We start from the raw sequence: 21,473 nt of genomic DNA on the forward strand, positions 1-21,473 counted from the left end.
CTTCTGTTTAGTTGACTGCAACAACGTTCAAACTATTCCTTTACTTGTTGTGCGTTTAGGTTTATTCTTGCTTGCAGATGGGTTAGTAATTGTTTAGGGTTGTAAAGATATATAATTACAACAAATAAAAGGGGTATGCTTAACAATTATTAAGCATTTCAAGGCATGCACTTCATTATATCTTACAAATGTTGTAGTGCTTTTATGGCATTATATTAGACTTAAGTTGTTTTCATACAGAGAATATATTGCAAGGGATTTGGTACTCCGCACCATTGGTGCTAAGTATCCACACGACACGTGCTAAGCATCCGCACCACATGTGCGGAGCATCAACACATCAATAGAAAAGACTAAGAGAAAGGCTTAATCAGATATTATTAGATACGAATGACAAAGGTTTGTCGGAATTATTGACCTATCAATATTATTTTATTGCAATCCTCTTCCTACACTAACCACCCTACCCTGCTTGTCGGTCTTGATAGTAAGGGGATAAGTACTGCGACAACCTGACATGCGGTAAACGTCATAGGAGGTGTTTGGTCGTAAGGGGAGGCGACGAGGAGACAAGGTGTCGCCATGTAAAACGATACTACAACAAGTGGGAAGGTTATTGATTTCAAGGATAGATGGGTTGTAACTATCATACCAAAAGGCGTGTACACCCTTATTATAAATGACAGAGAACTCATCTGCAGCATCTTCACCGCTAAAGTATAAGCTACCACCGCAGACACAACCTTGCTTCACAACGAAGGCTTGTTTATCTATGTCAAAAGCAAGACCTTCGCCATCTGAACAGCCATGTAGGAATACTAAGATGAATTCTATCATCAACGTTGAAAGGAACACTGCGATAAAAAGTGTTTTATTCCTCGTCTTTAATACTCCTTTCTTCATCTCCTAAAAGTTTACTCGTAGTAAGATTTTTATAAACAAAAAGGCCAATGTAAACAGCAGTATGCTTACATTGACTTATAGTTGGAGAAAATCAATATTCCGTTTTATCAGCCTTTGCTGTCCATTGCTTAAAGACTTCTAAGGCTTCATTGCGCAAAAGAATCTCTGATGGTTTCTTGCGATATTGCGGTTGTACGGCTATCTCCTGATAGATGAAATCGTCATCAAAACCTATGTCGGCAGCATCTTTGCGGTCGTTAGCATAGTAAATCTTATCGAGGTGTGCCCAATAGATAGCGCCAAAGCACATCGGACAAGGTTCGCAAGAGGTATAGATTTCGCAACCACTGAGGTCAAAAGTATTCAATTTCTGACACGCTTTGCGGATAGTTGATACTTCCGCATGCGCTGTTGGGTCGTTGTAGAGGGTCACACCATTGCTTCCTTCGGCAATAATTTCACCATTACGGGCAATGACAGCACCAAATGGACCGCCCCCATTTCGTACACTATCGGCAGAGAGTTCGATAGCTCTTCGCATCAATTCTTCTTTCGTCATTTCAGTTGTATTTTGTTAGTTCTTTTCGTCTTGCTCACGTATCTGCTGATAGATGCGATCAAACACCTTTCTTAGCTCCGCCTCACTGTCAATCGTCTTACGGATTGTTTCAAGATTCTTTGCATTCGGTGAGCCTGGAATCCATAGTTTCAGATAACCAGAACGACCATATTTCTCTTTCATGTGGTCGCGGAAACGCTGCCACATCTGTTCATCATTCTTCTCTGGATAGTTCTCAATACCAAAGAGAATGGCACGTGAGAAGACGACTTCTGGCTCAAGGTCACGGTCAGCCTCAGCAACAATCTTACCATAGATGCTGCGTGGTACACGTGAACTACTTGCACGATGGTCTTCAACTGCTTCCTTCATAATCTTCAACTGTTCGGCAGAGAACCATTTTCTCAATCGTGCATCAGCAATGAGAATCTTACCACTGGTGATATGATGAATGGCACGTGGGCCAGCCATACCAAGGTCGTGATAGGCAGCAATGACATATACCATATTCACATCGGCACCCGTTACGGCTGCCAAAGCAAGCGAACTCTTAATGACACGCTGCACGTGTCCGAGTCCATGACTCTGTCCAAAGTCATTATAGCGTGGGAGAATCTGTCGCTCCACAAAGTTCATTATTTCGAGATTCGGCTGGGACATAGGGATTGGGTGAGAGGTGATGAATGTTGGGTGTTGATGAAATGAGGGGTTGGGGGATAGGTGATGAATGTTGGGTGATGATGAAATGAGGGATTGGGTGAGGGGTGTTAAATGTTGGGTGATGATGGAATGAGGGATTGGGTGAGGGGTGTTGGATGTTGGGAGATGATGAAGTGAGAGGTTGAGTAAGGGGATTAAGGAAAGGTTTATGAACTAATTATCGAAATCGTGGTTGCTATACCATAGATTAACATATTCCGAGCGGTTTGCGCCAAGATGATATTTAGGTCCTTACCTTTCTTTATCTTCTTCATCAGCATGGCTGTCTTGTAATGCAAGATATTATAAGGTGCAAAGATGATGACCAAGAAAATAAAGGTAAGAAGATTATGCCTATCTTCTAAAGAGAGAAGGAAAGATAACTGAATATATGCCATAAGCCCCAAAGCTAAATAGAGTTTTTCTGCCTTTTCCTCGCCTATTCTCACAATGAGGGTTATCTTTCCGTCACGTTTATCATTCTCTCTATCACGGTAGTTGTTGACAACAAGCAGGGTATCTATCACCAAACCGCAGATAACTCCCGACATAATAACATCAAAGCAAAGAGCTTGAGAATGGTCAGGAAGGATGACGTATGTGGTGAAAACGACTGGTACAATACCAAAGAAGACCAGCACCAAGACATCGCCTAAGCCAAGATAAGAAAAGAATGTGGTGTAGAGGAAGGCAAAGAGAACACAAGCTGCACCAACGAGTATCATTTCCCAACCACCAAAGAAGATGAGGGGAATACCAACAAGAGAGGCTAATAACGAAGTGACAACAAGTCCTATGCGCATGGCAGGAAGGGTTATCCAGCCCTCAGAACAAGCCCGCTTCGGACCTAAACGAGTGCTACGATCATCATTACCTTTCAAACAATCGAAGTAGTCATTGATGAAGTTGGAGTCTATCTGCATCAGAAAGGCAAAGAGAAAACAAAGAATGGCAGGGACAACCCGAAAGTTCTCCCCGCCACTTAGCTTCCAAGCCCAACCAGTTCCTATCATTACGGGTACCATTGCACCTGTGAGCGTCTTCGGACGCGCAGCAAGTACCCATGCAGAAAGACTGTTGGTCTTTATCTTGTCATTCTCTGAAATCACGTATTCGTATGTCTAAACGATTAGTTAAAGAAGTTCCAGCTGATACCAAACTGCAATACACGCTGGTTCAATGGGTAGTGAGGTGTATAGAAATACTTACCGCCTTCACCACTATTCACATGCGTGAACATTACGAAGAAGCGAGTATGCTGCAACTGGAAGTTAGCATAAGCATTCAAATGTGGATAGTTGCCAATCTTTGTACGGCTCGCATCGGTCTCTTGTATACCAAAAGCACCGATTCCAGGTATGTACTCTGGCGCATAATAACTTGTGAAGTAACGGCCGTCAACACCAAGATCAACATCCAACACACGTGCTATCTTGAATCGTATAAACAGATTACTATAAGCGTTGAATGTCGGTACTGGGAGTATATCTTCCTTACTTGATTTCTGGAAAGTCAGCACATTTTGCCAGTTTAAGATACCCAAACGGAAGTCTTGTTGTAGCTGTAACGTCAGCAAGTTGATAGGACTGCTGGACTGACGAACATTCAAGTTGTTATGCTGTACGAGGTAGTTATCACCGCTTTGAATGCGGTCGTTTTGTATACCAAAGTAGGTATAATTCTTGAGAACATCATAGCCTACACGCAATTTGGTGCGTGTCTTCTTCAAAGAGAACTCACCCAAGATGCGAGAATGTATCTCTTGATTGAGGTTATTGTCCCACATATAATGCTTACCAAAGTACTGACCCATATAGAATGATGGAACAGAACGATGGAAGAAAGCTGTTGCAGCGAGTTGAACTGTGTCACCCAAAAGAGGGAAACCGAGGTCGGCATGACCATCAACGTGGATCTGTCCTGCCCTACTACCAGCCAACCAAGCCTCAGCACTAACATCATAATGGAACGTCTTACCCAGTGTCTTCAACAGCTGACCACCGACAGAAATATCATGTTGGTTCCATGTCTTATCCCCGTTATAGAATGCTACCGCAGAGCCACTTGGCGTTATCATTGAAGGAAGGGCATAATGTCGCAACTCATAGGAAAGGAAAGCTTTCAGTCCAGCCTTCGCCCATTTGTTGAATCCCTCAAGCAAAGCGACAGCAAAGGTATTCTTCAATGACCAGTGCTTTGTCGTATCATAAATCGAATCATTGGCTGCAGTACCATAGTTAAAGTAGTTCTGTGCATAGAAATCAGTTGGAGTATCGTACGCTTGATAGATACGACGGTAATTATCGAAACGTGCTGTATGAATGAAACTCGTCACAGGAACATACTCTTCTTTCATCCATTTCTGAGTGGAATCCTTAGCCAAAGCATCCTGCTTCTTGAGGTTTGCCATCTGAGTAGAGTCCTCCAAATTAACCGTCATACGCTCATTGGCATTAGTATTCTCCGCTGTTGTCTTCACTTGTGACGCATCACCAGCAATGACAGCATCGTCAGGTCGACCTGCAGAACGCTTCTCCTTATCGTAAGCCTCCTCATCAAACTTCTCACCCTTTGCCTTTGCACGACGACGAGCCTTCTCTTTATCTTGTTGTGCTTCTTGTGCTTTCTGAGATTTAAGTGCAAACTGCTTCGCCTTAATCTCCTCTTCGGTCATTGGCACCTTACGGAAGAATCCGAGGCTATAACGATGATTGAAGAACACATGTTGATTGTCATTTCTATTCCAATTCTGCTTCAATATGGTAGGAATCTCTTCTTCGCTATAACTATCGCGGAACGATTCTGGATGTGTGATATAGGCATCATTGGCAATACCACCATTCTCTGCAACCTTCTGATGATTCAAAGAAAGGAGCAAATGTGCCTGATAGCGTTCACCTAAATAGCTTCCCCACATTGAGTAGTTGAAGTGAGAAGCACTCTGACTGCTATAATATCCACGTCCGTATAGGTAATCAAACTTAAAGCCAAAACCCCACTCCTTACCTGCATTCACCGCAAAGAGTGCCTTAAATCGGTCTTCTCCGTTGTTTCTGTTACCAGCGGTATTATAAGAGAGAACCGTGATAGGCGAAAGAGTTGAGGTGAACTGGAACTCATTTGGCTGTACGATAAACATATCATAGGGGTCGAGGAAGAAGAATTCTGACATGGCTGGACGGTCAATAAAGATACGATTCTGACGTGGAGAACCCAAGTTACCTAAGGTGTTATACTCCCCTCGCTTTCCGTAAGTGAGGTTAGAATTCATATACATATACGACAACGTATCGGGAACAGCAGGCTTGCGGTCACCGAAACGCTCATCAATCGTCCACACCTTCAACCCACGTGGTATCTCCTTGTGCTCACTTTGTATAGAATCCGAACGTCCTGCGTTACGATTGTTTCTATAACCATCAGCCGTGAAAGTACCATCATCATACGGAGTGGTATCGTCTGTCTGTGCCATAGCAGCATTAGCCACCAACACAAAAAGGGAAAATAAGAAAGTAAGTTTCTTCATTTAACGAATAAAACGGAGTACGCTTTCGACCATCTTAAAGACCATCGAAACAAGAATAATAATTGTACCAGTCGTAGTGTTATCGGTTAAGAAATAAACAATCACACCAACAAGCGCACCTAACATAAAGATAATGTTAAGCCATTGGCGGATAGGCAAGAACCTATCTTCTGTCTCACGTTTATTACGACGACGTTCTGGACGACGTGCCGTACTATTCTGTATTTCCATTTTCTCTTCTTTATTGTATTAAAAGTGTTTGTCAGCAGCTTTGTTTTAACGCTTTAATCAGCGCATTAGAATAGGCAAAGAACAAACGTTCATAAGGTCGTTATCCCTACCCATCACCACTGACACACCCAAAAGTATATCCCTTCTTTGTCTTACTTCAATGCCTGAGCGAAGCCTTCAAAGATACTATTCTTACGATCAACCGTTGCACGACGGAACTTACCAGATACTGGCAAGAGACGAGTCTGCTTCTTGTTCACTGCATACTTATCGGTAATCCACTGCTCTGCCGATAGGTCAGAAACATTGCCTTGAACATCATAACGATAAGTCAAACGGTTCATTGTCAATGTTGCCTGTCCATCACTACAAGTAGCCTGAAGAACATAATTGAACTGAGTATAGTCCAATGAAAGGAACGAAGATGAGAAAATCAACTTCTCACGCATCGTTGCTACAATGCTATGCTCACCCTTGTTCACCAAAGCAACCTTACTACCACTCAACTGATTGTCGCCCTGCGTGAGTTCTGTAAGATAAGCAAACGCCTTGTCATAGAGTTCGTCAGCAGTTGCTCCAGGTACATTAAACGTTTCAGTCCATACCACCTGACCGTTCACCTCTGGTATAATACCCTTCTGAAGATAAAGGTCCTTGTTTGCTTTACTATCCGCACTCACATTCTTATTGGCACGTGCTGCAGCAGTAGCTGGCGTTGCTGGAACAACCCACGCATCTGAAGAAGTGTTGCTAACAGTCTTTGTAGTGGTTGCCGCAGCCTTTGTCACTGGTGCAGCCGTAGTCGTCTCAGCCTTATTAGCAGCCTCACTAAGTGCCGCAGCCTCGCGCGACAATCGCTCAGCCTCAGCCTTCATGTCAGCAATTTTCTTTTCTATATCCTTTGCTTTCGCCTTATCCTCAGCTTCTTTCTTGGCTCTTGCTTCAGCCTCAGCCTTCGCTTTTGCAGCGTTTGCCTTCGCCTGTTCCAAGGCTGCCTTAGCCTCCTCTAACTGGCGTTGTGCCTGCTCTAACTTCTGTTCTGGAGTCAGCGTAGTCTGTGCCGCAGCCATCATTGGAAGGCACAAAAACAAGAATATCAAACATTTCTTCATAAGTTCAAACTTTATCTAATGATAATTTAACAAGCAAAGATACAAAATATTGTTTGCTTTATCGAACCTTTCAGTAAGTTTTTATCTTTTTTTTATTGACCATAATAATGAAAAGACAAAGTAACAGGAGAACAAAAGAGTTGGATAATATTATAAAGACAAAGTAACAGAAGAACAGAATACAGGATAATATAAGACAGAATAAGCATAAAGACAAAGTAAAAAAGAACAAAAATAGGGTAATGCAAAGACAAAATAGAAGAACAGAAGACAAGATAATGTAAGACAGAATAAGATAAAGACAAAGTAACAAAAGAACAAAACAGGGTAAAGCAAAGACAAAGTAACAAAAGAACGAATGTTTATAGAGGTATAATTTGTCCTATATTTTCATATCCCACTTTCCAAATCATGCTCTTTTAGCTTCTTAAAGACGCCCAATTGCCTTGCAAAAGATGCCCTTTAAGACCCTTACTAACGCCCTTTTGAAGTCCAATTAAGCACCTTTTGAAAAGCTGTTTTATAACCCACTGATTTACACAGGATTGTAAACTCACTTTTTACACGTCCTTTTTGCTTTATTACAAGGAACTTTTCTTAAATATTTGTAATTATTTCTCAAATCTTCCGCAGCGAGGTATTAAAGTTACATTTGCTTTGAATGTTGTAAAAGTCTAATTACTATTTGATATTAATATAATACGGATAAAGCTCTTCATACAAATCATTTCTTTCCAAACAAATAACCTAAAGAAAGAGTTATTATAGGGCTAATACTTGTCCACATACTTTTTATAAAAGCTATATCTTGTTTTTTATAATATACCCAACATGATATGACTGACACCCCTAATATTAACAATATACATATAGAGGCAGTTATATTTTTTGAAGCATGCTCAGCACTTCCCAAAAGCCGACCTATAAACCCTAAATTTGTATTTAACAAATCTTTTTCATGTTTCTGATCTCTTTCCTTACATTTTAATTGAAACTCGTGCTCTTCTTTTTGGGTAACTTGCTCGTGTTGCATTTGAATAGTAGGAACGGAATAAGAATTTTTTCCATTTCCTTCATATGAGTATTGAGAACCTTGCATATCCTAATAACTTTATTAAATCTATTTATTTTTCAAGAAACCACGTATAGTAAAAAATTTTATCTTCTTTGCACTTGTCACTTTGAATATTTATCGAATGTATGCAGAATTTTAAATATAACTTTTTTCCATTTAACGTCGCTAACTGAAGCATTGACTTGGTTGAGGAAAAAAAAGATTGATTTTGATTATACATTGTAATTTTCATAAAATCCACTTTAGACTCTTCATCTTTCTCTAAATTAATAAAAAAATGTCCTTCTGTTAAATCGCCATTTTCATCCTTTTCGGTATCAAACACAAATCTAAAAGTTAAATTATCAAATTTGAATTCTATATTATTTGATGATGGAATAATTAGTGAACCCGAAGAAAGCACTATATACTCTCCTATAAATATTTTTTGATCAACCGAAAAATCATTACTACTCATAACTTATAATTCTTTATTTAAACCCAATCTGAAACAAGATGTATTCGCATGACATTACATAAAACTCTGATAAACAAAATAGTATACAGACTTTTTTGCCATATACAGAGATCTCACTAATTTTAATAGCATAAACAAAAAGTACAGATTCTATATAACATGACAAAGGTAACAATAAAATACGAAAACATCATCTCATACGGTATTTTTTTTATATATTGAACAAAAGAAAACTCACTTAGGAACAGAGCAAACAGATTTTTGCGGATCATTAAAATACGTAGAGACCAGAAATACGGTAAGTATATAGCACATAGAAGGATACCGGAAAAGTATGCTACCTATGTAAGAACAACTCCCAAACTATCAACGCACAGAGTAACTTTATAATATCATCACAACCTCCATATTCACGAAATTCTCCGTGTAAAAAATCTCTACATTGAATTTTGTATATTAAACTCTATACTTTCCTTTCAGACATCAGTAATCATAATTATGAATTAAAATCATGTCTCCCTATTTCCCCTCCAACTCCTTCTGCAAACGTATTATCTCATCACGATACTGTGCTGCCTGCAGGAAGTCAAGGTCTTTTGCTGCCTGCTTCATAAGGATAGTTGTATTGGCAATACTCTTCTCCAACTGCGCCTTGCTCATCTTCGCAACAATTGGGTCAGCAGCAAAGAGAACACCATTGTTTGGTTCAACGTATGCCTGTCCGACATTCCGATTGATAGAAGCCGTCTGTGCGGTAAGGTTCGACTCACCACCCACTGGCAGTGTTCCCTTAATCGCTTTGATAATCTGAGTTGGTGTAATATTGTTTTTCTCGTTGTATTTCAACTGTTTCGTACGTCTTCGCATCGTTTCATCAATGGTTCGCTGCATACTCTCTGTGATGTTATCGGCATACATAATCACCTTTCCATTCACGTTACGCGCCGCACGTCCTGCCGTCTGTGTCAAACTTCTATGACTACGAAGGAAACCTTCTTTATCAGCATCGAGGATAGCAACCAAAGAAACCTCTGGCAAGTCCAATCCCTCACGCAAAAGATTGACACCCACAAGAACATCATAGATACCCGCACGGAGGTCGTTGATAATCTTGATACGATCAAGGCTGGCAACATCACTATGGATATAAGCCGTACGGATATCGTGATTCAGCAAGTACTCGGTCAACTCCTCTGCCATTCGTTTGGTCAACGTCGTCACTAACACACGCTCTTCCTTCTCTGCACGGATTACAATCTCGTTCATCAAGTCGTCAATCTGATTCTCCGATGGGCGCACCTCTATCTCTGGGTCGAGCAAACCAGTAGGACGGATAAGTTGTTCAACGACAACACCTTCTGATTCAGCCAACTCAAAGTCAGCTGGGGTTGCCGAAACATAGATAATCTGATGTATCAAATCATGAAACTCCTCGAAACGAAGCGGACGGTTGTCAAAGGCTGCAGGAAGTCGGAAACCATATTCCACAAGATTTTTCTTTCGGGCACGGTCGCCACCATACATCGCTGAAATCTGCGGTACACTCACATGGCTCTCATCAATCACCATCAAGTAATCTTCTGGGAAAAAGTCTAACAAACAGTAAGGACGCATTCCCGCCTCTCTACCATCGAAGTAGCGTGAATAGTTCTCAATACCAGAGCAATGACCGAGTTCCTTAATCATCTCAATGTCATACTCCACACGTTCCTTGATGCGTTGCGCCTTAATATTGTCCCCTATCTCGGTGAAGAAATCAACCTGCTTCACCAAGTCATCTTGTATCTGACGAATGGCTCCTTCGGTCTGCTCCTTTGACGTAACAAAGAGATTGGCTGGGTAAATCTCGTAAGCATCGAAGGTAGCAAGGCGATGGAAATCAACAGCATCCACCTCTTCTATCGAGTCTATCTCATCATCCCACCACGTAATGCGCAGGACATTGTCGTTATAAGCCATTGCAATATCCACCGTATCGCCCTTCACACGGAAGTTTCCACGCTGCAACTCGATGTCATTACGCATATAAAGCGCATCAACCAAGCGTCTTAAAAAATCATTACGATCAATGACTTGACCCTTCTTGATAGAAATGACATTTTCCTTCATGGCTATTGGCGCTCCCATACCATAGATACACGAAACGGAAGACACAACAATAACATCCTTACGACCTGACAACAAAGAAGATACAGCCGACAAACGCAACTTATCAATCTCGTCATTAATCGCAAGATCTTTCTCTATATAGGTATCCGTCACAGGCATGTAAGCCTCTGGCTGATAATAGTCATAATAAGAGACATAATACTCCACGGCGTTATCAGGAAAGAAAGCCTTCATCTCCTCATAAAGCTGTGCTGCCAAAGTCTTGTTATGCGACAAGATAAGTGTGGGTTTATTGACATTTGCAATTACATTAGCAACAGTAAACGTCTTACCCGAACCCGTCACACCCAACAGTACCTGACTCTTATCGCCACGCTCCAGTCCGTCCGTAAGTTCTCTGATTGCCTCTGGCTGGTCACCCGTCGGTTTATATTTCGATGTTAATTTGAAATCCATTTTCTACACGTCAAGTGAATCAATCTTTGATTGCAAAGATACAAAAAAGCACTGATAGTATATAATTAATAGTGATTTTTTGCTAAAAAAGCGGACCTCCTTTGCGTATTTATAGAATAATATGTAACTTTGCAGTTCAAAGTCAAATTATGAAGAAAAGAATTATCGTTGGCATTTGCGCTATTTTGCTATTGACAAGTTGCGCACACGAATATAATCAAGTCTACAAGACAACTAACAACGATTATAAATACGAATTTGCAAAGGAATGCTTTGCAAAGGGAAAGTATGGCTTTGCCGTTCCCCTTTTGCAAGACCTTGTGACAATCGAAAAAGGTACTGATAACGCACAAGAATGTCTCTATATGCTCGCAATGGCAGAGTATGGCTTGAAAGATTATCAAGCTGCTTCAGAAACATTCAAGAAGTATTACCAGACTTATCCACGTGGCCAGTATGCTGAAATGGCATCGTTCTATATCGGACAGAGCCTTTATGAAGGCACACCAGAACCACGTCTTGACCAGACTCCTACCGTTGCAGCCATCGCAGCTTTCCAAGAGTATTTGGACATCTTCCCAAATGGTAAGATGAAAGAAACTGCTCAGCAACGCCTCTTTGCTTTGCAGGATAAACTTGTCCGCAAGGAATATCTTAATGCAAAGTTGTACTATAATCTCGGCTCTTACTTTGGTAACTGCACCAGCGGTGGTAACAACTACGAGGCTTGTATCGTCACATCACAGAACGCTCTGAACGATTATCCTTATAGCGACTTACGCGAGAGCTTCGCAATCCTCCTTATGAAGAGCAAATTTGAATTAGCTCAAATGAGTGTTGAGGAAAAGAAAGTACAACGTTTCCAAGATGCTGAAGACGAGTGCTACGGATTTATCAACGAGTACCCAGAGTCAAAGGAACGCAAGACAGCTGAGGAATATATCAAGAAGTGTAAGCAATATACAAAAGATTAAAGAATAACAGACTTATAAAATATAGACAATTAGAATGGATTACAAGAAGTCAAAAGCACCGTCAAATACGGTAACCCGAGATGTTCAGGAACTTTGGAAAGATACTGGTAACATCTATGAGAGTGTTGCTATCATAGCAAAGAGAGCAAACCAAATCTCGGTTGAAATTAAGCAGGACTTGAGTAAGAAACTTGCTGAGTTTGCTTCTTATAACGATTCTCTTGACGAGGTATTCGAGAACCGTGAGCAGATTGAAATTAGCCGTTATTACGAGAAACTGCCAAAGCCAACTTTGTTAGCTACTCAGGAGTTCTTGGATGGCGACGTTTACTGGCGCGATCCTTCTAAGGATGCTCTGAACGAGGAAGAAGATTAAACTATGATACAGAGAAAACAAACTGTATTCTTGTTTCTTGCATTGCTTACTACCATTGCGTGTCTTTGTCTGCCTGTAGGTAGCTTTGAACCAAAGGGTATGGGTGCGGAGAGTATGTTAATGAATCTCTGGATAAGCGATGCAAATGGTGGTAAGGACTTTAATGTATGGGCATTGTTTGCTATTCTCTTAACAACCTGCCCAATTAACCTCTTCGCCATCTTCGACTACCATAACCGCAAGCGTCAGGCTCGTTTCTGTGCTTTCTCCATGCTGATGATTATTGGTTGGTACGTGGTTTATGGTGTGTTTAGCCAAGTGTTGATGACTGGTTTCAATTTCCACATTGAGTTTGCAGCCTGTCTTCCACTCGTAGCTTTCATCCTCTTGTGGCTTGCACGCCACTCTATCCTTGCTGATGAAGCCTTGGTAAGAGCAGCAGATAGAATTAGATAAAACAAAAGATTCCAATATAAAAGCAACAGCATTAAGGGATAGATTCTATATATAGTATAAGTATAGGAAAGGTAAACAGATTTTGATTTAACAATAAATCTGTTTATGGATTGTATTGTCAGACCCATAAACAGACTTATGGAATCAAATCTTTTCGATTATTAAATCTAAAGATCCTTCTTCAAGAGAGTTGTACTCATCAAGATGAAGATGAGTTCCTATAGGAACCGATGATTGGGATAAATTTAGCAAGTGATTTGCTAAAGAAACTAATCCCTCGGTATTAGCCTCAATTGAGACGCTCCCATTTATATCGGAGACCTTAATTGTGAAATTACCTTCCCAATTGAGTGCCACTCCGGTATCAGGGGAATAATTCGGAACATTTAATGTGACTTTTTTCATTCTATTATTCGGTTATGAAAACATGATAATTTTGATCAACCATCATCTTTCCAGGTTTACCTTTGATGCTGTCGCTTTTTTATTATTAGGCTTATTAGCCTAATTGGGCCAATTAGCCTAATATCCTCAATAAAAAAGACAGGCAATCACCTGTCTTTACTTATCCTTAATCCTTTGGTATTAAGCCTTCAATATACTTACAGAGGATATTAATACCCTTTACATTATCGCCTCCCTGTGGGATAATCACATTTGCATAACGCTTGGTTGGCTCAATAAACTGCTCGTGCATTGGTTTCAACACTTCCAAATAGCGGTCTACAACCATTGATACAGTACGACCACGGTCTATCGTATCACGCTGGATATTGCGGATAAGGCGCTCATCAGAATCACAGTCAACAAAGATTTTGAGATCCATCATCTCACGTAGACGTCTATTGCTCAATGCCATAATACCCTCAACGATAATTACAGGCTTTGGTTCTACGTGAATGGTCTCTGGCAAGCGATTGCTGAGAATATAACTATAAGTTGGCTGTTCAACAGCATTTCCCTCACGCAATTCATTCACCTGCTTAATCAACAGTTTCCAATCGAAGGCATCTGGATGATCAAAGTTGATTGCCTTGCGCTCTTCATCGGTAAGCCCTGTTGTGTCATTATAATAAGAATCCAATGGCACAACAGCCACATAATGAGGAGGAAGACTCTCTACGATTTTCTTCACTACGGTGGTCTTTCCCGAACCGGTACCACCAGCTATTCCTATGATTGTTACTTTATCCTTCATCTTAGTTGATTTTTATTATTCTTATTATTGGGCTTATTTGCCCAATTAGGCTTATTAGCCTAATTAGCCTAATATCCCTAAATCCCTAAACATCCTTTCGTAATACTCAGCCTTCTTCTCGACTTTCATCGGATAAGCACGACTACTACTTGGCTCACGGTAAAGGCGTAGTGTGCGATTCTCAAAGCAAAACTCTTTGTAATCACCCATCTTCATCTTACGTGCATCAATACCATAATGTTCTGTAAAGACCTTTGTTGCTAACTGACCTGCAGCTAACACTGCCTTACATTCTGGTAATGAACGAAGCATACCATCAAGGTCAGCACGCTCAATGATTTCTAAGTCTTTATCAGACGCCGTACCTGTTGTACGATAGATACGCAAGGCAGTATCGAAGATAGCTATTCCCTTCTCTTTCAAAAAAGGCTTGAGCAAATCGAGTTTATAGGTCTTCTTTTCCTCATCTACAAAATAGAACTTATCACCGAAGAAGATATGACCGAAGATGCGCCACATATCATTCGTGTAATTAGGATAATACCACTCCATACACCATCGCTTAGGAGCTGGTGGAAAAGTTCCTAACAGCAATAGCTTGGCATTCGATGGGAGCCATGGTTCAAAAGGATGAGTTTCTATTTCCATTGTTTTATTATCAAATTGGGCTTATTGGGCTAATAAGCCTAATAAGCCTAATAATCTTTATTGCTGCTTAGCAAAGTAAGTTACAACTGGTAAGTGGTCTGAATAACCATCAAGCCACACACCACCAGCAGTAGTACGCTTAGTATTACCCTTATACTTACCTGACTCCTGGAAGAGATAATCGCGACGGAAGATTTGATTCTTCCAGAACTTCAACTCTGAGAAGTCTTTTTTACCATCCTTATTCAATAAGTTTGGAGTCATAATAATCTGATCGAAGAGATTCCACTTACCCTGATACTGCAAGGTTCCTGTTCCCTCCTTTACAAGGACATTATACCAAGGATTGTACATATCATCTGCTCCAACCTCATTGATTTCGCCCTTTGCAGACAGACACTCATACATACTCTTATTGGTTGGATCATCATTCATGTCACCCATCACAAGCACCTTCACCTTTGGATCGTCACGAAGAAGTGAGTCCTTCAATGCCTTTACCTGCTTACCACCTAACTCACGATAGTAAGAACCAGCACCACGACTTGGCAAATGGCATACAACAATAGTCACGTGTTCACCTGCCAATGTACCGCTTACTGTTAGAAAGCCACGCGTCGCATGAGTACTATCTTTAGGAAGATCATAAACATAAGGCACTAACTTTGTATCTCTTACCGTAAAGAGCTTTGGATTATAAATCAAAGCACAGTCAATGCCACGACGGTCTGGACCTTCAATGTGAACATACTTATAGCCACGTGCTGCCAACTCTGGCTGCGCTGTAAGGTCACGCATTGCGTGGTCGTTCTCAACCTCAGCCAAGCCAATAACCGCACAACCAACATTTGGAAGGACATCTGTACCCATTTCTGCCAACACCGTTGCCATATTGTGCAACTTATGACTATACTTCATCTCGTTCCACTGATAACTACCAGTCGGTGTGAAATCGTGGTCATTTTTTCCTTCATCATGTGTTGTATCAAACAAGTTCTCCACATTATAGAAGCCTATAGCGTAAACAGAAAACTTCTTCTGGGCAGATACTGACGTACCGAAAAGCACGGTACAGAAAAGAACTAATAGTAACTTTCTCATTATTTTTTATGTTGTTGTTTTTTATCTGAGCATCTAAACGAAGACATCTATTATTCTGGAAATCAGCAACAATACAAAAGCAAGAGTATAAACAGGCATCACTTGTCTATTAAATATAGACACACAATGCCTAAAACTGAATCCAGAAACACAGTCACATTTAGTTTGCAAATATCGGTAATTAATCCGACATTTACGCATAATTCTCGAAAAATTCATCAAAAAGACTTTCTATTTCCAAATTAATTTCGTTACTTTGCAGTCTATAGTATAACACCTATTTAATGTAATCAACTATGCAGAAAAAGCTGAAACTTGCCGTTTTAGCACTATGTAGTTCGTCTATGGTAGTCGCACAAAACACCGACACAAAGACGAACCAGCAGGTGCAGACGGCCAACGCTATGGATGAATCGGCGTTCACCTTCACTGAAGCGCAGTTAGGTGAGAACAATGACATGAACGAAAATGTAACGATTCTCAACTCAAACAGTAACGTCTATGCTTCACAAGTGGGTTTCTTGTATTCGCCCATGCGTTTCCGTTACCGTGCTCTGAACCAGAAATATAACGACGTTTATATCAATGGTACACCTATGAACGACATGGAAAGTGGACAGTTCCGTTATTCTATGGTAGGTGGTATCAATCAGCAGACACGTAACGTTGACTATGCACTTCCTTTTGAGAACAACAACTTCTCAATGACGGCCTTGGCTGGAAGTAACAACTATGATTTCCGTGCTGGTTCAATGGCTGGCGGTCATCGTCTCACGCTTTCTGCTGCTAACCGCAACTATACCCTCCGTGGTATGTACAACTATGCGAGTGGATTCAACGCTAAGGGCTGGGCTATTGCTGCCAGCGTTGCTTATCGTTGGGCTAACCGTGGTTACGTTGAAGGTACTTTCTATAACTCATTGTCTTACTACTTCGGTGTTCAGAAGAAGTGGAACAATGGGCATTCTTTATCTTTGTCTACATGGGGCAATCCAACTGAGCGTTCTACACAGGGCGCAAGTACTGACGAGGCTTACTGGCTTGCTAATGACTATCAGTACAACCCTTATTGGGGGTATCAGAATGGTCACAAGCGCAATAGCCGCGTTGTTAACGACTTCGCACCTTCTGCCATCCTCTCTTGGGATTGGGACATCAACAAGAAGATGAAGTTGACAACAAGTCTTTTTGCTCAGTATTCTATGTATAAGAGCACAAAGCTGAACTATAACAACAGCGAGAACCCACAGCCTGACTACTGGAAGAACCTTCCAAGTAGCTACTATGACGTGTGGGATCAGAGCAATGCACGCTACCGCACAGCACAGACCTTCTCTGATTGGCAGACAGCTGTCAACTGGTGGGGCAACAAAGAGAACCGCCAGATTCAGTGGGATCGACTTTACTATGCTAACCGCCAGGCTGCAGCCAACGGTGAGGATGCACTTTACTACGTGCAGGCTAAGCACAATGATGCTATGACAACCGCACTTTCTTCTACACTTACAAACCGTTTTGGTAAGAACAAAGTGCTCAATGTTGGCCTTTCACTCGGTCAGACTTTAGCTCGTCATTACCAGACAATGGAGGATCTCTTGGGTGCAAAGAGCTTCCATAATATCAATACTTATGCCCTCGGAACCTACGCTGCAGCTGACCCACGTGTTCAGTATGACCTTAATACTATGGGAACTCAGGGCTTAGGTAAGCTTGTCTATGAGGGCGATAGATTTGGTTATGACTATAATATCAACGTACGCCGTGCTAAGCTTTGGGCTAACTATGCGCAAACTATTGGCAAACTCTACTATATGGTAGCTGGTAAAGTTGGTTATGACAACATGTATCGTGTAGGTCACATGCGCAATGGTATGTTTGCAGACAACTCTGCTGGTAAAGGCAAAGATGCAAACTTCCTCACAGGTGGTGTGAAGTCTAATGCTACCGTTACGCTTGGTGGGGGCAATGCACTCTCTCTCGGTTTGGGGTATGAGCATCGCGCACCAAGTGCAAACACTGCTTTCTCAGCACCTGAGATGAACAACGACTTCGTTCTCAACCTCCACAATGAACGTATCTTCTCAAGCGAACTTAGCTATCAGTACTCTGGCAGTTGGCTCCGTGCTAATCTCAGTGGCTACTACAACCACATGACAAACGTCACAGAGTGGCAGAACTTCTACTTTGATGATGCTAACTCTTTCACATACGTTAGCATGACTAACATGAAGAAGAATTACTACGGCATTGAGTTGGGACTTGATTTCAAACTCACAAGCTTCCTTAACTTCAAGGCTCTTGGTACTTGGAGCGAGGCTAAGAATGCTAACAATGCTGATGTTATCTACTTGAACTCTACAAAGAGCACTTATAACAAGGATATTGTTTACAATAAGAATATGCACGAGGCAAGCACTCCGCTGAGTGTTTACAGTGCAATCCTCAGTTATCACAAGGGTGGTTGGTTCATCGATTTGAGCGGTAACTACTATGATCGTATCTACCTCTCTTACGCACCAAGCCTCCGTTATGGCAACACACTCCGCACAATGGGTACTGCGCTTGGCGGCATGGATGCTAATGGCAACTATACTCCTTACGCACAGACTGAGGGACATGGTGGCTTTATGCTCGATGCATCTATCGGTAAGAGCCTTTACCTCCGCCATGGAAGTTTGTCAATCAACTTGATGATTACCAACTTACTGAACAATCAGAAGATTGTAAGTGGTGGTTATGAGCAGGGCCGCAGCAACTACACCGTCAACAAGACGACTGGAGCTGCTACAACTCGTGCTTACGACTTCTATCGCAATCCTAAGAAGTATTACGTGAATGGTATCAATGGTATGTTGAATGTAGCTTACAAATTCTAAAACTAAATACAGGAAACGATTATGAAGAAACTGAAATATTTAATGATGGCAGCTGTCTGCGCACTCTTTGCATCTTGTATGGGTGATAGTTACGCAGAGCCAGCTGAAACAGGTGCTGCGCCATACGGCAACAATGAACTGACCGAAACAAATGTCATTTCTATTGCTCAACTGAAGAGTAAGTTTGCTAACTATATCGCTACTGACTACCGTGATGGCGTCAGCTATGCTAAGGTTACAGACGATATCAAGATAAAGGCTATCGTTACAAGTTCTGACGTTGCTGGTAACATCTATCAGGAGATAGCTTTACAAGACGCAACAGGGGCTATTATCGTTAGTGTTGCACAGGGTGGACAGCATGGTCCTTTGCCTATCGGTACAGAAGTCTTGGTAAGTCTGAAGGACCTTTACGTTGGCAACTATGGTAAGCAGGCACAGATTGGTGTTACTTCTGTGAATGCTGCTGGCGCAACTACTATTGGTCGTATCAGCCGTGCTGTTTGGGATCAGCACTATAAGATTCTTTCTACAGGCAACAAGGTTGAACCTACTGAGTTTGCTTCTGGTACTAACGCAACAACTTGGGACCTCGATACTGATGGCGGTAAGCTGGGTATTATTCGTAACGTAAGCTTCAAGAGCAGCAATAGCAGCAAGGTTACTGATACCTTCGCAGATGCTAATGGTGGTGCGGGTAGCGTTAGTTGGACTTTGAACGAGCAGGATGGCAAGAAGGTTATTGTGTACAACAGTAACTTTGCTAAATTCGCTAATAGTAAGGTTCCGACTGGTAAGGTTGACATCGTTGGTATCTTCAAACGTTTCAACAACCAGTGGGAGATTATCATCCGTTCTCTTGATGACATCAAACCTGCTGAGAAGGTTGATCCATTCAAGGGTCTCCCTGGTAAGGGTGATGGCACACAGGCTAACCCATTGGATATCACACGTGCTTTGGCATACGCTAAGTTGAACAAGAAGGACGCGACTACCTACTATATCAAGGGTACAATCTCACAGATTGATGAGGTTTCAACTCAGTATGGTAATGCTCGTTACTACCTCTCTAACGATGGTACAACAACTGACCAATTGCAGGTATTCCGTGGCTTGTACTTGAATGGTGATAAGTTCACTGACCCTTCACAAATTAGTGTAGGAAAGAAGGTTCTTATCCTTGGCACCTTGGATTTCTACGAGACAACTTCAACTCCACAGGTTGGACGTAATAGCAAGATTATCTCAATTAATTAACAAGACAAATAACTATACAGAATATGAAAAAGATTATTTATTCAATGATGGCGCTGGCGATGACAACAACTGTCTTCACAAGCTGTGAGGATGTTCCAGCTCCATACAGTGTTACTTTTGAAGAGAACACCAATACCAACACTAACACTCCTACCACTCCTGCTACGGGAACTGGTACAGAGGCTGACCCATTCAATGTTGCTGCAGCGTTGAAGTACATTGATGCTAGTCAGAACCTTGATAAGGAGGTATATGTTTCTGGTACTATCGTTAGCGTTAAGGAGATTGATGCTGCCAACTATGGTAATGCTACTTATCTTATCTCTGACGACGGAACAACTAACGGACAGTTGACTGTATATCGTGGCTATGCGCTTGGTAACAAAAAGTTCACTGCGAATGATAAACTTAACGCTGGCGATAAGGTTGTTGTATATGGTAAACTTGTAAACTTCAAGGGTACTAAGGAGTTCACTCAGGGCAACTATATCTACTCACTCAATGGTAATAAGGCTGCTCAGCCAACACCAACAGCTGACTTGAACACTGAGGCTACTGCATGGACTGTTGCGGAAGCTGTACAGAAGATTCAGGCTAACCAGACTGCTACGGGAGAGGCATACGTAAAGGGTATCATCTCTGAGGTGGTTTCTTATAATGAGAAGTATAAGAGCATCACTTACTATATCTCTGATAATGGTACAGACAAGACACTCCAAGTATTCTCTGGTAAGGGCCTCAATGGTACTGACTTCGCTGCAAAGACTGATCTTCAGGCTGGCCAGACTGTGGTTGTGAAGGGTAATCTGAAGGCGTTCACAAACAAGCAGGGCACAGTAATCATGGAGATTGATAAGGATAACAAGATTATCTCTATCAGCAACTCTGCAACTACTCAGCCTACTGCTACTGGTCTTACTGCTAAGTTCGAGGCTGGTATGGATAACTTCACTATCAACAATATCACGCTCCCTTCTGACCTTACCTTTGTATGGAAGCATGATGCTACTAACAAGTATATGAAGGCGTCTGCGTTTAAGAAGCCTAACAACTATGCTACTGAGAGCCGTCTTACATCTCCTGCTTTCAGTCTCGCAGGTAAGACTTCTGCAACCCTTTCTTTCAAGCATGCAGCTAAGTTCTTTGCGAATGCAGCTAACGAGTTTAAGGTACAGGTGTCTACAGATGGTACAACATGGCATGACGTTGCAGTTTCAGCTTATCCTACAGGTGCTGACTGGAATTTCATCGATGCTACATGCAACCTCTCTGCTTACGCTGGTAACGCAACGGTTTACATTGGCTTCCTCTACACCAGCACTGCTACTAAGGCGGGTACATGGGAAATCAAGGACGTAGAAGTTAAGTAAATTCCCTTATCTTATCTACGTGCGGAGGCCCCGCACCAATGGTGCGAATGGTAAACACCAATGGTGCGGAGGCTTATGACAACATAAAGA

The 21,473-nt window shown here is 41.6% G+C and carries 20 protein-coding genes; 6 read left to right on the top strand and 14 right to left on the bottom strand.

The genetic code is table 11. The features are described from left to right. Positions 1–432: 432 nt before the first annotated feature. The 10 genes from PMEL_RS07890 to uvrB form a co-directional block, all read right to left on the bottom strand. Positions 433–903: a hypothetical protein gene (locus tag PMEL_RS07890; RefSeq protein ID WP_120174819.1), complete on the bottom strand. Its 471-nt coding sequence runs from the start codon at positions 901–903 to the stop codon at positions 433–435. 91 nt (positions 904–994) lie between these two features. After that, the gene (locus PMEL_RS07895; RefSeq protein ID WP_120174820.1) at positions 995–1,462 is read right to left on the bottom strand and encodes a nucleoside deaminase; all 468 of its coding nucleotides are present in this window, start codon (positions 1,460–1,462) and stop codon (positions 995–997) included. A 15-nt stretch (positions 1,463–1,477) separates the two neighbouring features. Next, positions 1,478–2,122 (bottom strand): HD domain-containing protein, encoded by a 645-nt coding sequence (locus PMEL_RS07900; protein ID WP_120174821.1) that lies wholly within the window; start codon positions 2,120–2,122, stop codon positions 1,478–1,480. 206 nt (positions 2,123–2,328) lie between these two features. Beyond that, positions 2,329–3,270, bottom strand: coding sequence for a 1,4-dihydroxy-2-naphthoate octaprenyltransferase (gene menA, locus PMEL_RS07905; RefSeq protein WP_120174822.1), 942 nt, complete (start codon positions 3,268–3,270; stop codon positions 2,329–2,331). Between the two features lie 20 nt (positions 3,271–3,290). Further along, positions 3,291–5,687, bottom strand: coding sequence for a putative porin (locus PMEL_RS07910; protein ID WP_120174823.1), 2,397 nt, complete (start codon positions 5,685–5,687; stop codon positions 3,291–3,293). Next, positions 5,688–5,918: a hypothetical protein gene (locus tag PMEL_RS07915; RefSeq protein ID WP_120174824.1), complete on the bottom strand. Its 231-nt coding sequence runs from the start codon at positions 5,916–5,918 to the stop codon at positions 5,688–5,690. It abuts the gene before it with no gap. 152 nt (positions 5,919–6,070) lie between these two features. Further along, entirely contained in the window at positions 6,071–7,030 is a 960-nt protein-coding gene (locus PMEL_RS07920) for a DUF4468 domain-containing protein (protein WP_120174825.1), read from the bottom strand. 724 nt (positions 7,031–7,754) lie between these two features. Then, complete coding sequence (locus PMEL_RS07925) at positions 7,755–8,129, bottom strand: hypothetical protein (protein WP_120174826.1); 375 nt, start codon at positions 8,127–8,129, stop codon at positions 7,755–7,757. A gap of 25 nt (positions 8,130–8,154) precedes the next feature. Further along, a complete protein-coding gene (locus tag PMEL_RS07930; protein ID WP_120174827.1) occupies positions 8,155–8,562 on the bottom strand; it encodes a DUF6864 domain-containing function in 408 nt (135 codons plus the stop codon). 519 nt (positions 8,563–9,081) lie between these two features. Continuing rightward, complete coding sequence (gene uvrB, locus PMEL_RS07935; RefSeq protein ID WP_120174828.1) at positions 9,082–11,127, bottom strand: excinuclease ABC subunit UvrB; 2,046 nt, start codon at positions 11,125–11,127, stop codon at positions 9,082–9,084. 149 nt (positions 11,128–11,276) lie between these two features. Here uvrB and PMEL_RS07940 point away from each other — a divergent pair, with 149 nt between their 5' ends. The 3 genes from PMEL_RS07940 to PMEL_RS07950 are packed head-to-tail and all read left to right on the top strand — an operon-like array spanning position 11,277 to position 12,933. Further along, positions 11,277–12,101 carry an outer membrane protein assembly factor BamD gene (locus PMEL_RS07940; protein WP_120174829.1) on the top strand — a complete coding sequence of 275 codons (825 nt, stop codon included), beginning with the start codon at positions 11,277–11,279 and terminating at the stop codon, positions 12,099–12,101. Positions 12,102–12,135: 34 nt separating this feature from the next. Then, positions 12,136–12,477, top strand: a complete 342-nt coding sequence (locus PMEL_RS07945) for a DNA-directed RNA polymerase subunit omega (RefSeq protein WP_120174830.1) — start codon at positions 12,136–12,138, stop codon at positions 12,475–12,477. A gap of 3 nt (positions 12,478–12,480) precedes the next feature. Then, positions 12,481–12,933 carry a DUF4293 domain-containing protein gene (locus tag PMEL_RS07950; protein ID WP_120174831.1) on the top strand — a complete coding sequence of 151 codons (453 nt, stop codon included), beginning with the start codon at positions 12,481–12,483 and terminating at the stop codon, positions 12,931–12,933. Positions 12,934–13,077: 144 nt separating this feature from the next. Here the strand turns inward: PMEL_RS07950 and PMEL_RS07955 are convergent, their stop codons facing one another. From PMEL_RS07955 to PMEL_RS07970, 4 genes are all read right to left on the bottom strand, one after another. Next, positions 13,078–13,338, bottom strand: a complete 261-nt coding sequence (locus PMEL_RS07955; protein ID WP_006045139.1) for a hypothetical protein — start codon at positions 13,336–13,338, stop codon at positions 13,078–13,080. Positions 13,339–13,504: 166 nt separating this feature from the next. Next, complete coding sequence (gene udk / locus PMEL_RS07960) at positions 13,505–14,131, bottom strand: uridine kinase (RefSeq protein ID WP_120174832.1); 627 nt, start codon at positions 14,129–14,131, stop codon at positions 13,505–13,507. Between the two features lie 63 nt (positions 14,132–14,194). Then, positions 14,195–14,779 carry a uracil-DNA glycosylase family protein gene (locus PMEL_RS07965; protein ID WP_120174833.1) on the bottom strand — a complete coding sequence of 195 codons (585 nt, stop codon included), beginning with the start codon at positions 14,777–14,779 and terminating at the stop codon, positions 14,195–14,197. A gap of 57 nt (positions 14,780–14,836) precedes the next feature. Next, on the bottom strand, positions 14,837–15,880 hold the full coding sequence (locus tag PMEL_RS07970; protein ID WP_120174834.1) for an endonuclease/exonuclease/phosphatase family protein: 1,044 nt from the start codon (positions 15,878–15,880) through the stop codon (positions 14,837–14,839). Positions 15,881–16,176: 296 nt separating this feature from the next. Between PMEL_RS07970 and PMEL_RS07975 the strand changes: the two genes are divergently transcribed. Genes PMEL_RS07975 through PMEL_RS07985 form a run of 3 tightly spaced genes read left to right on the top strand, consistent with a single transcriptional unit; the run spans position 16,177 to position 21,383 of the window. Further along, positions 16,177–18,756 (top strand): TonB-dependent receptor, encoded by a 2,580-nt coding sequence (locus tag PMEL_RS07975; RefSeq protein WP_120174835.1) that lies wholly within the window; start codon positions 16,177–16,179, stop codon positions 18,754–18,756. Positions 18,757–18,777: 21 nt separating this feature from the next. Next, the gene (locus tag PMEL_RS07980; protein ID WP_120174836.1) at positions 18,778–20,013 is read left to right on the top strand and encodes a DUF5689 domain-containing protein; all 1,236 of its coding nucleotides are present in this window, start codon (positions 18,778–18,780) and stop codon (positions 20,011–20,013) included. A 23-nt stretch (positions 20,014–20,036) separates the two neighbouring features. Further along, positions 20,037–21,383 (top strand): choice-of-anchor J domain-containing protein, encoded by a 1,347-nt coding sequence (locus PMEL_RS07985; protein ID WP_120174837.1) that lies wholly within the window; start codon positions 20,037–20,039, stop codon positions 21,381–21,383. Positions 21,384–21,473: the final 90 nt, after the last annotated feature.

Source organism: Prevotella melaninogenica, from assembly GCF_003609775.1.
In the GTDB taxonomy this organism is placed as follows: domain Bacteria; phylum Bacteroidota; class Bacteroidia; order Bacteroidales; family Bacteroidaceae; genus Prevotella; species Prevotella melaninogenica_A.

Coding starts and splice junctions, on each gene's coding strand:
- PMEL_RS07920 (WP_120174825.1), bottom strand. CDS start 7,030: ATGAAGAAATGTTTGATATTCTTGTTTTTGTGCCTTCCAATGATGGCT.
- PMEL_RS07895 (WP_120174820.1), bottom strand. CDS start 1,462: ATGACGAAAGAAGAATTGATGCGAAGAGCTATCGAACTCTCTGCCGAT.
- PMEL_RS07955 (WP_006045139.1), bottom strand. CDS start 13,338: ATGAAAAAAGTCACATTAAATGTTCCGAATTATTCCCCTGATACCGGA.
- PMEL_RS07965 (WP_120174833.1), bottom strand. CDS start 14,779: ATGGAAATAGAAACTCATCCTTTTGAACCATGGCTCCCATCGAATGCC.
- udk (WP_120174832.1), bottom strand. CDS start 14,131: ATGAAGGATAAAGTAACAATCATAGGAATAGCTGGTGGTACCGGTTCG.
- PMEL_RS07985 (WP_120174837.1), top strand. CDS start 20,037: ATGAAAAAGATTATTTATTCAATGATGGCGCTGGCGATGACAACAACT.
- PMEL_RS07975 (WP_120174835.1), top strand. CDS start 16,177: ATGCAGAAAAAGCTGAAACTTGCCGTTTTAGCACTATGTAGTTCGTCT.
- PMEL_RS07950 (WP_120174831.1), top strand. CDS start 12,481: ATGATACAGAGAAAACAAACTGTATTCTTGTTTCTTGCATTGCTTACT.
- PMEL_RS07890 (WP_120174819.1), bottom strand. CDS start 903: ATGAAGAAAGGAGTATTAAAGACGAGGAATAAAACACTTTTTATCGCA.
- PMEL_RS07980 (WP_120174836.1), top strand. CDS start 18,778: ATGAAGAAACTGAAATATTTAATGATGGCAGCTGTCTGCGCACTCTTT.
- uvrB (WP_120174828.1), bottom strand. CDS start 11,127: ATGGATTTCAAATTAACATCGAAATATAAACCGACGGGTGACCAGCCA.
- PMEL_RS07940 (WP_120174829.1), top strand. CDS start 11,277: ATGAAGAAAAGAATTATCGTTGGCATTTGCGCTATTTTGCTATTGACA.
- PMEL_RS07910 (WP_120174823.1), bottom strand. CDS start 5,687: ATGAAGAAACTTACTTTCTTATTTTCCCTTTTTGTGTTGGTGGCTAAT.
- PMEL_RS07925 (WP_120174826.1), bottom strand. CDS start 8,129: ATGCAAGGTTCTCAATACTCATATGAAGGAAATGGAAAAAATTCTTAT.
- PMEL_RS07930 (WP_120174827.1), bottom strand. CDS start 8,562: ATGAGTAGTAATGATTTTTCGGTTGATCAAAAAATATTTATAGGAGAG.
- PMEL_RS07970 (WP_120174834.1), bottom strand. CDS start 15,880: ATGAGAAAGTTACTATTAGTTCTTTTCTGTACCGTGCTTTTCGGTACG.
- PMEL_RS07915 (WP_120174824.1), bottom strand. CDS start 5,918: ATGGAAATACAGAATAGTACGGCACGTCGTCCAGAACGTCGTCGTAAT.
- PMEL_RS07945 (WP_120174830.1), top strand. CDS start 12,136: ATGGATTACAAGAAGTCAAAAGCACCGTCAAATACGGTAACCCGAGAT.
- PMEL_RS07900 (WP_120174821.1), bottom strand. CDS start 2,122: ATGTCCCAGCCGAATCTCGAAATAATGAACTTTGTGGAGCGACAGATT.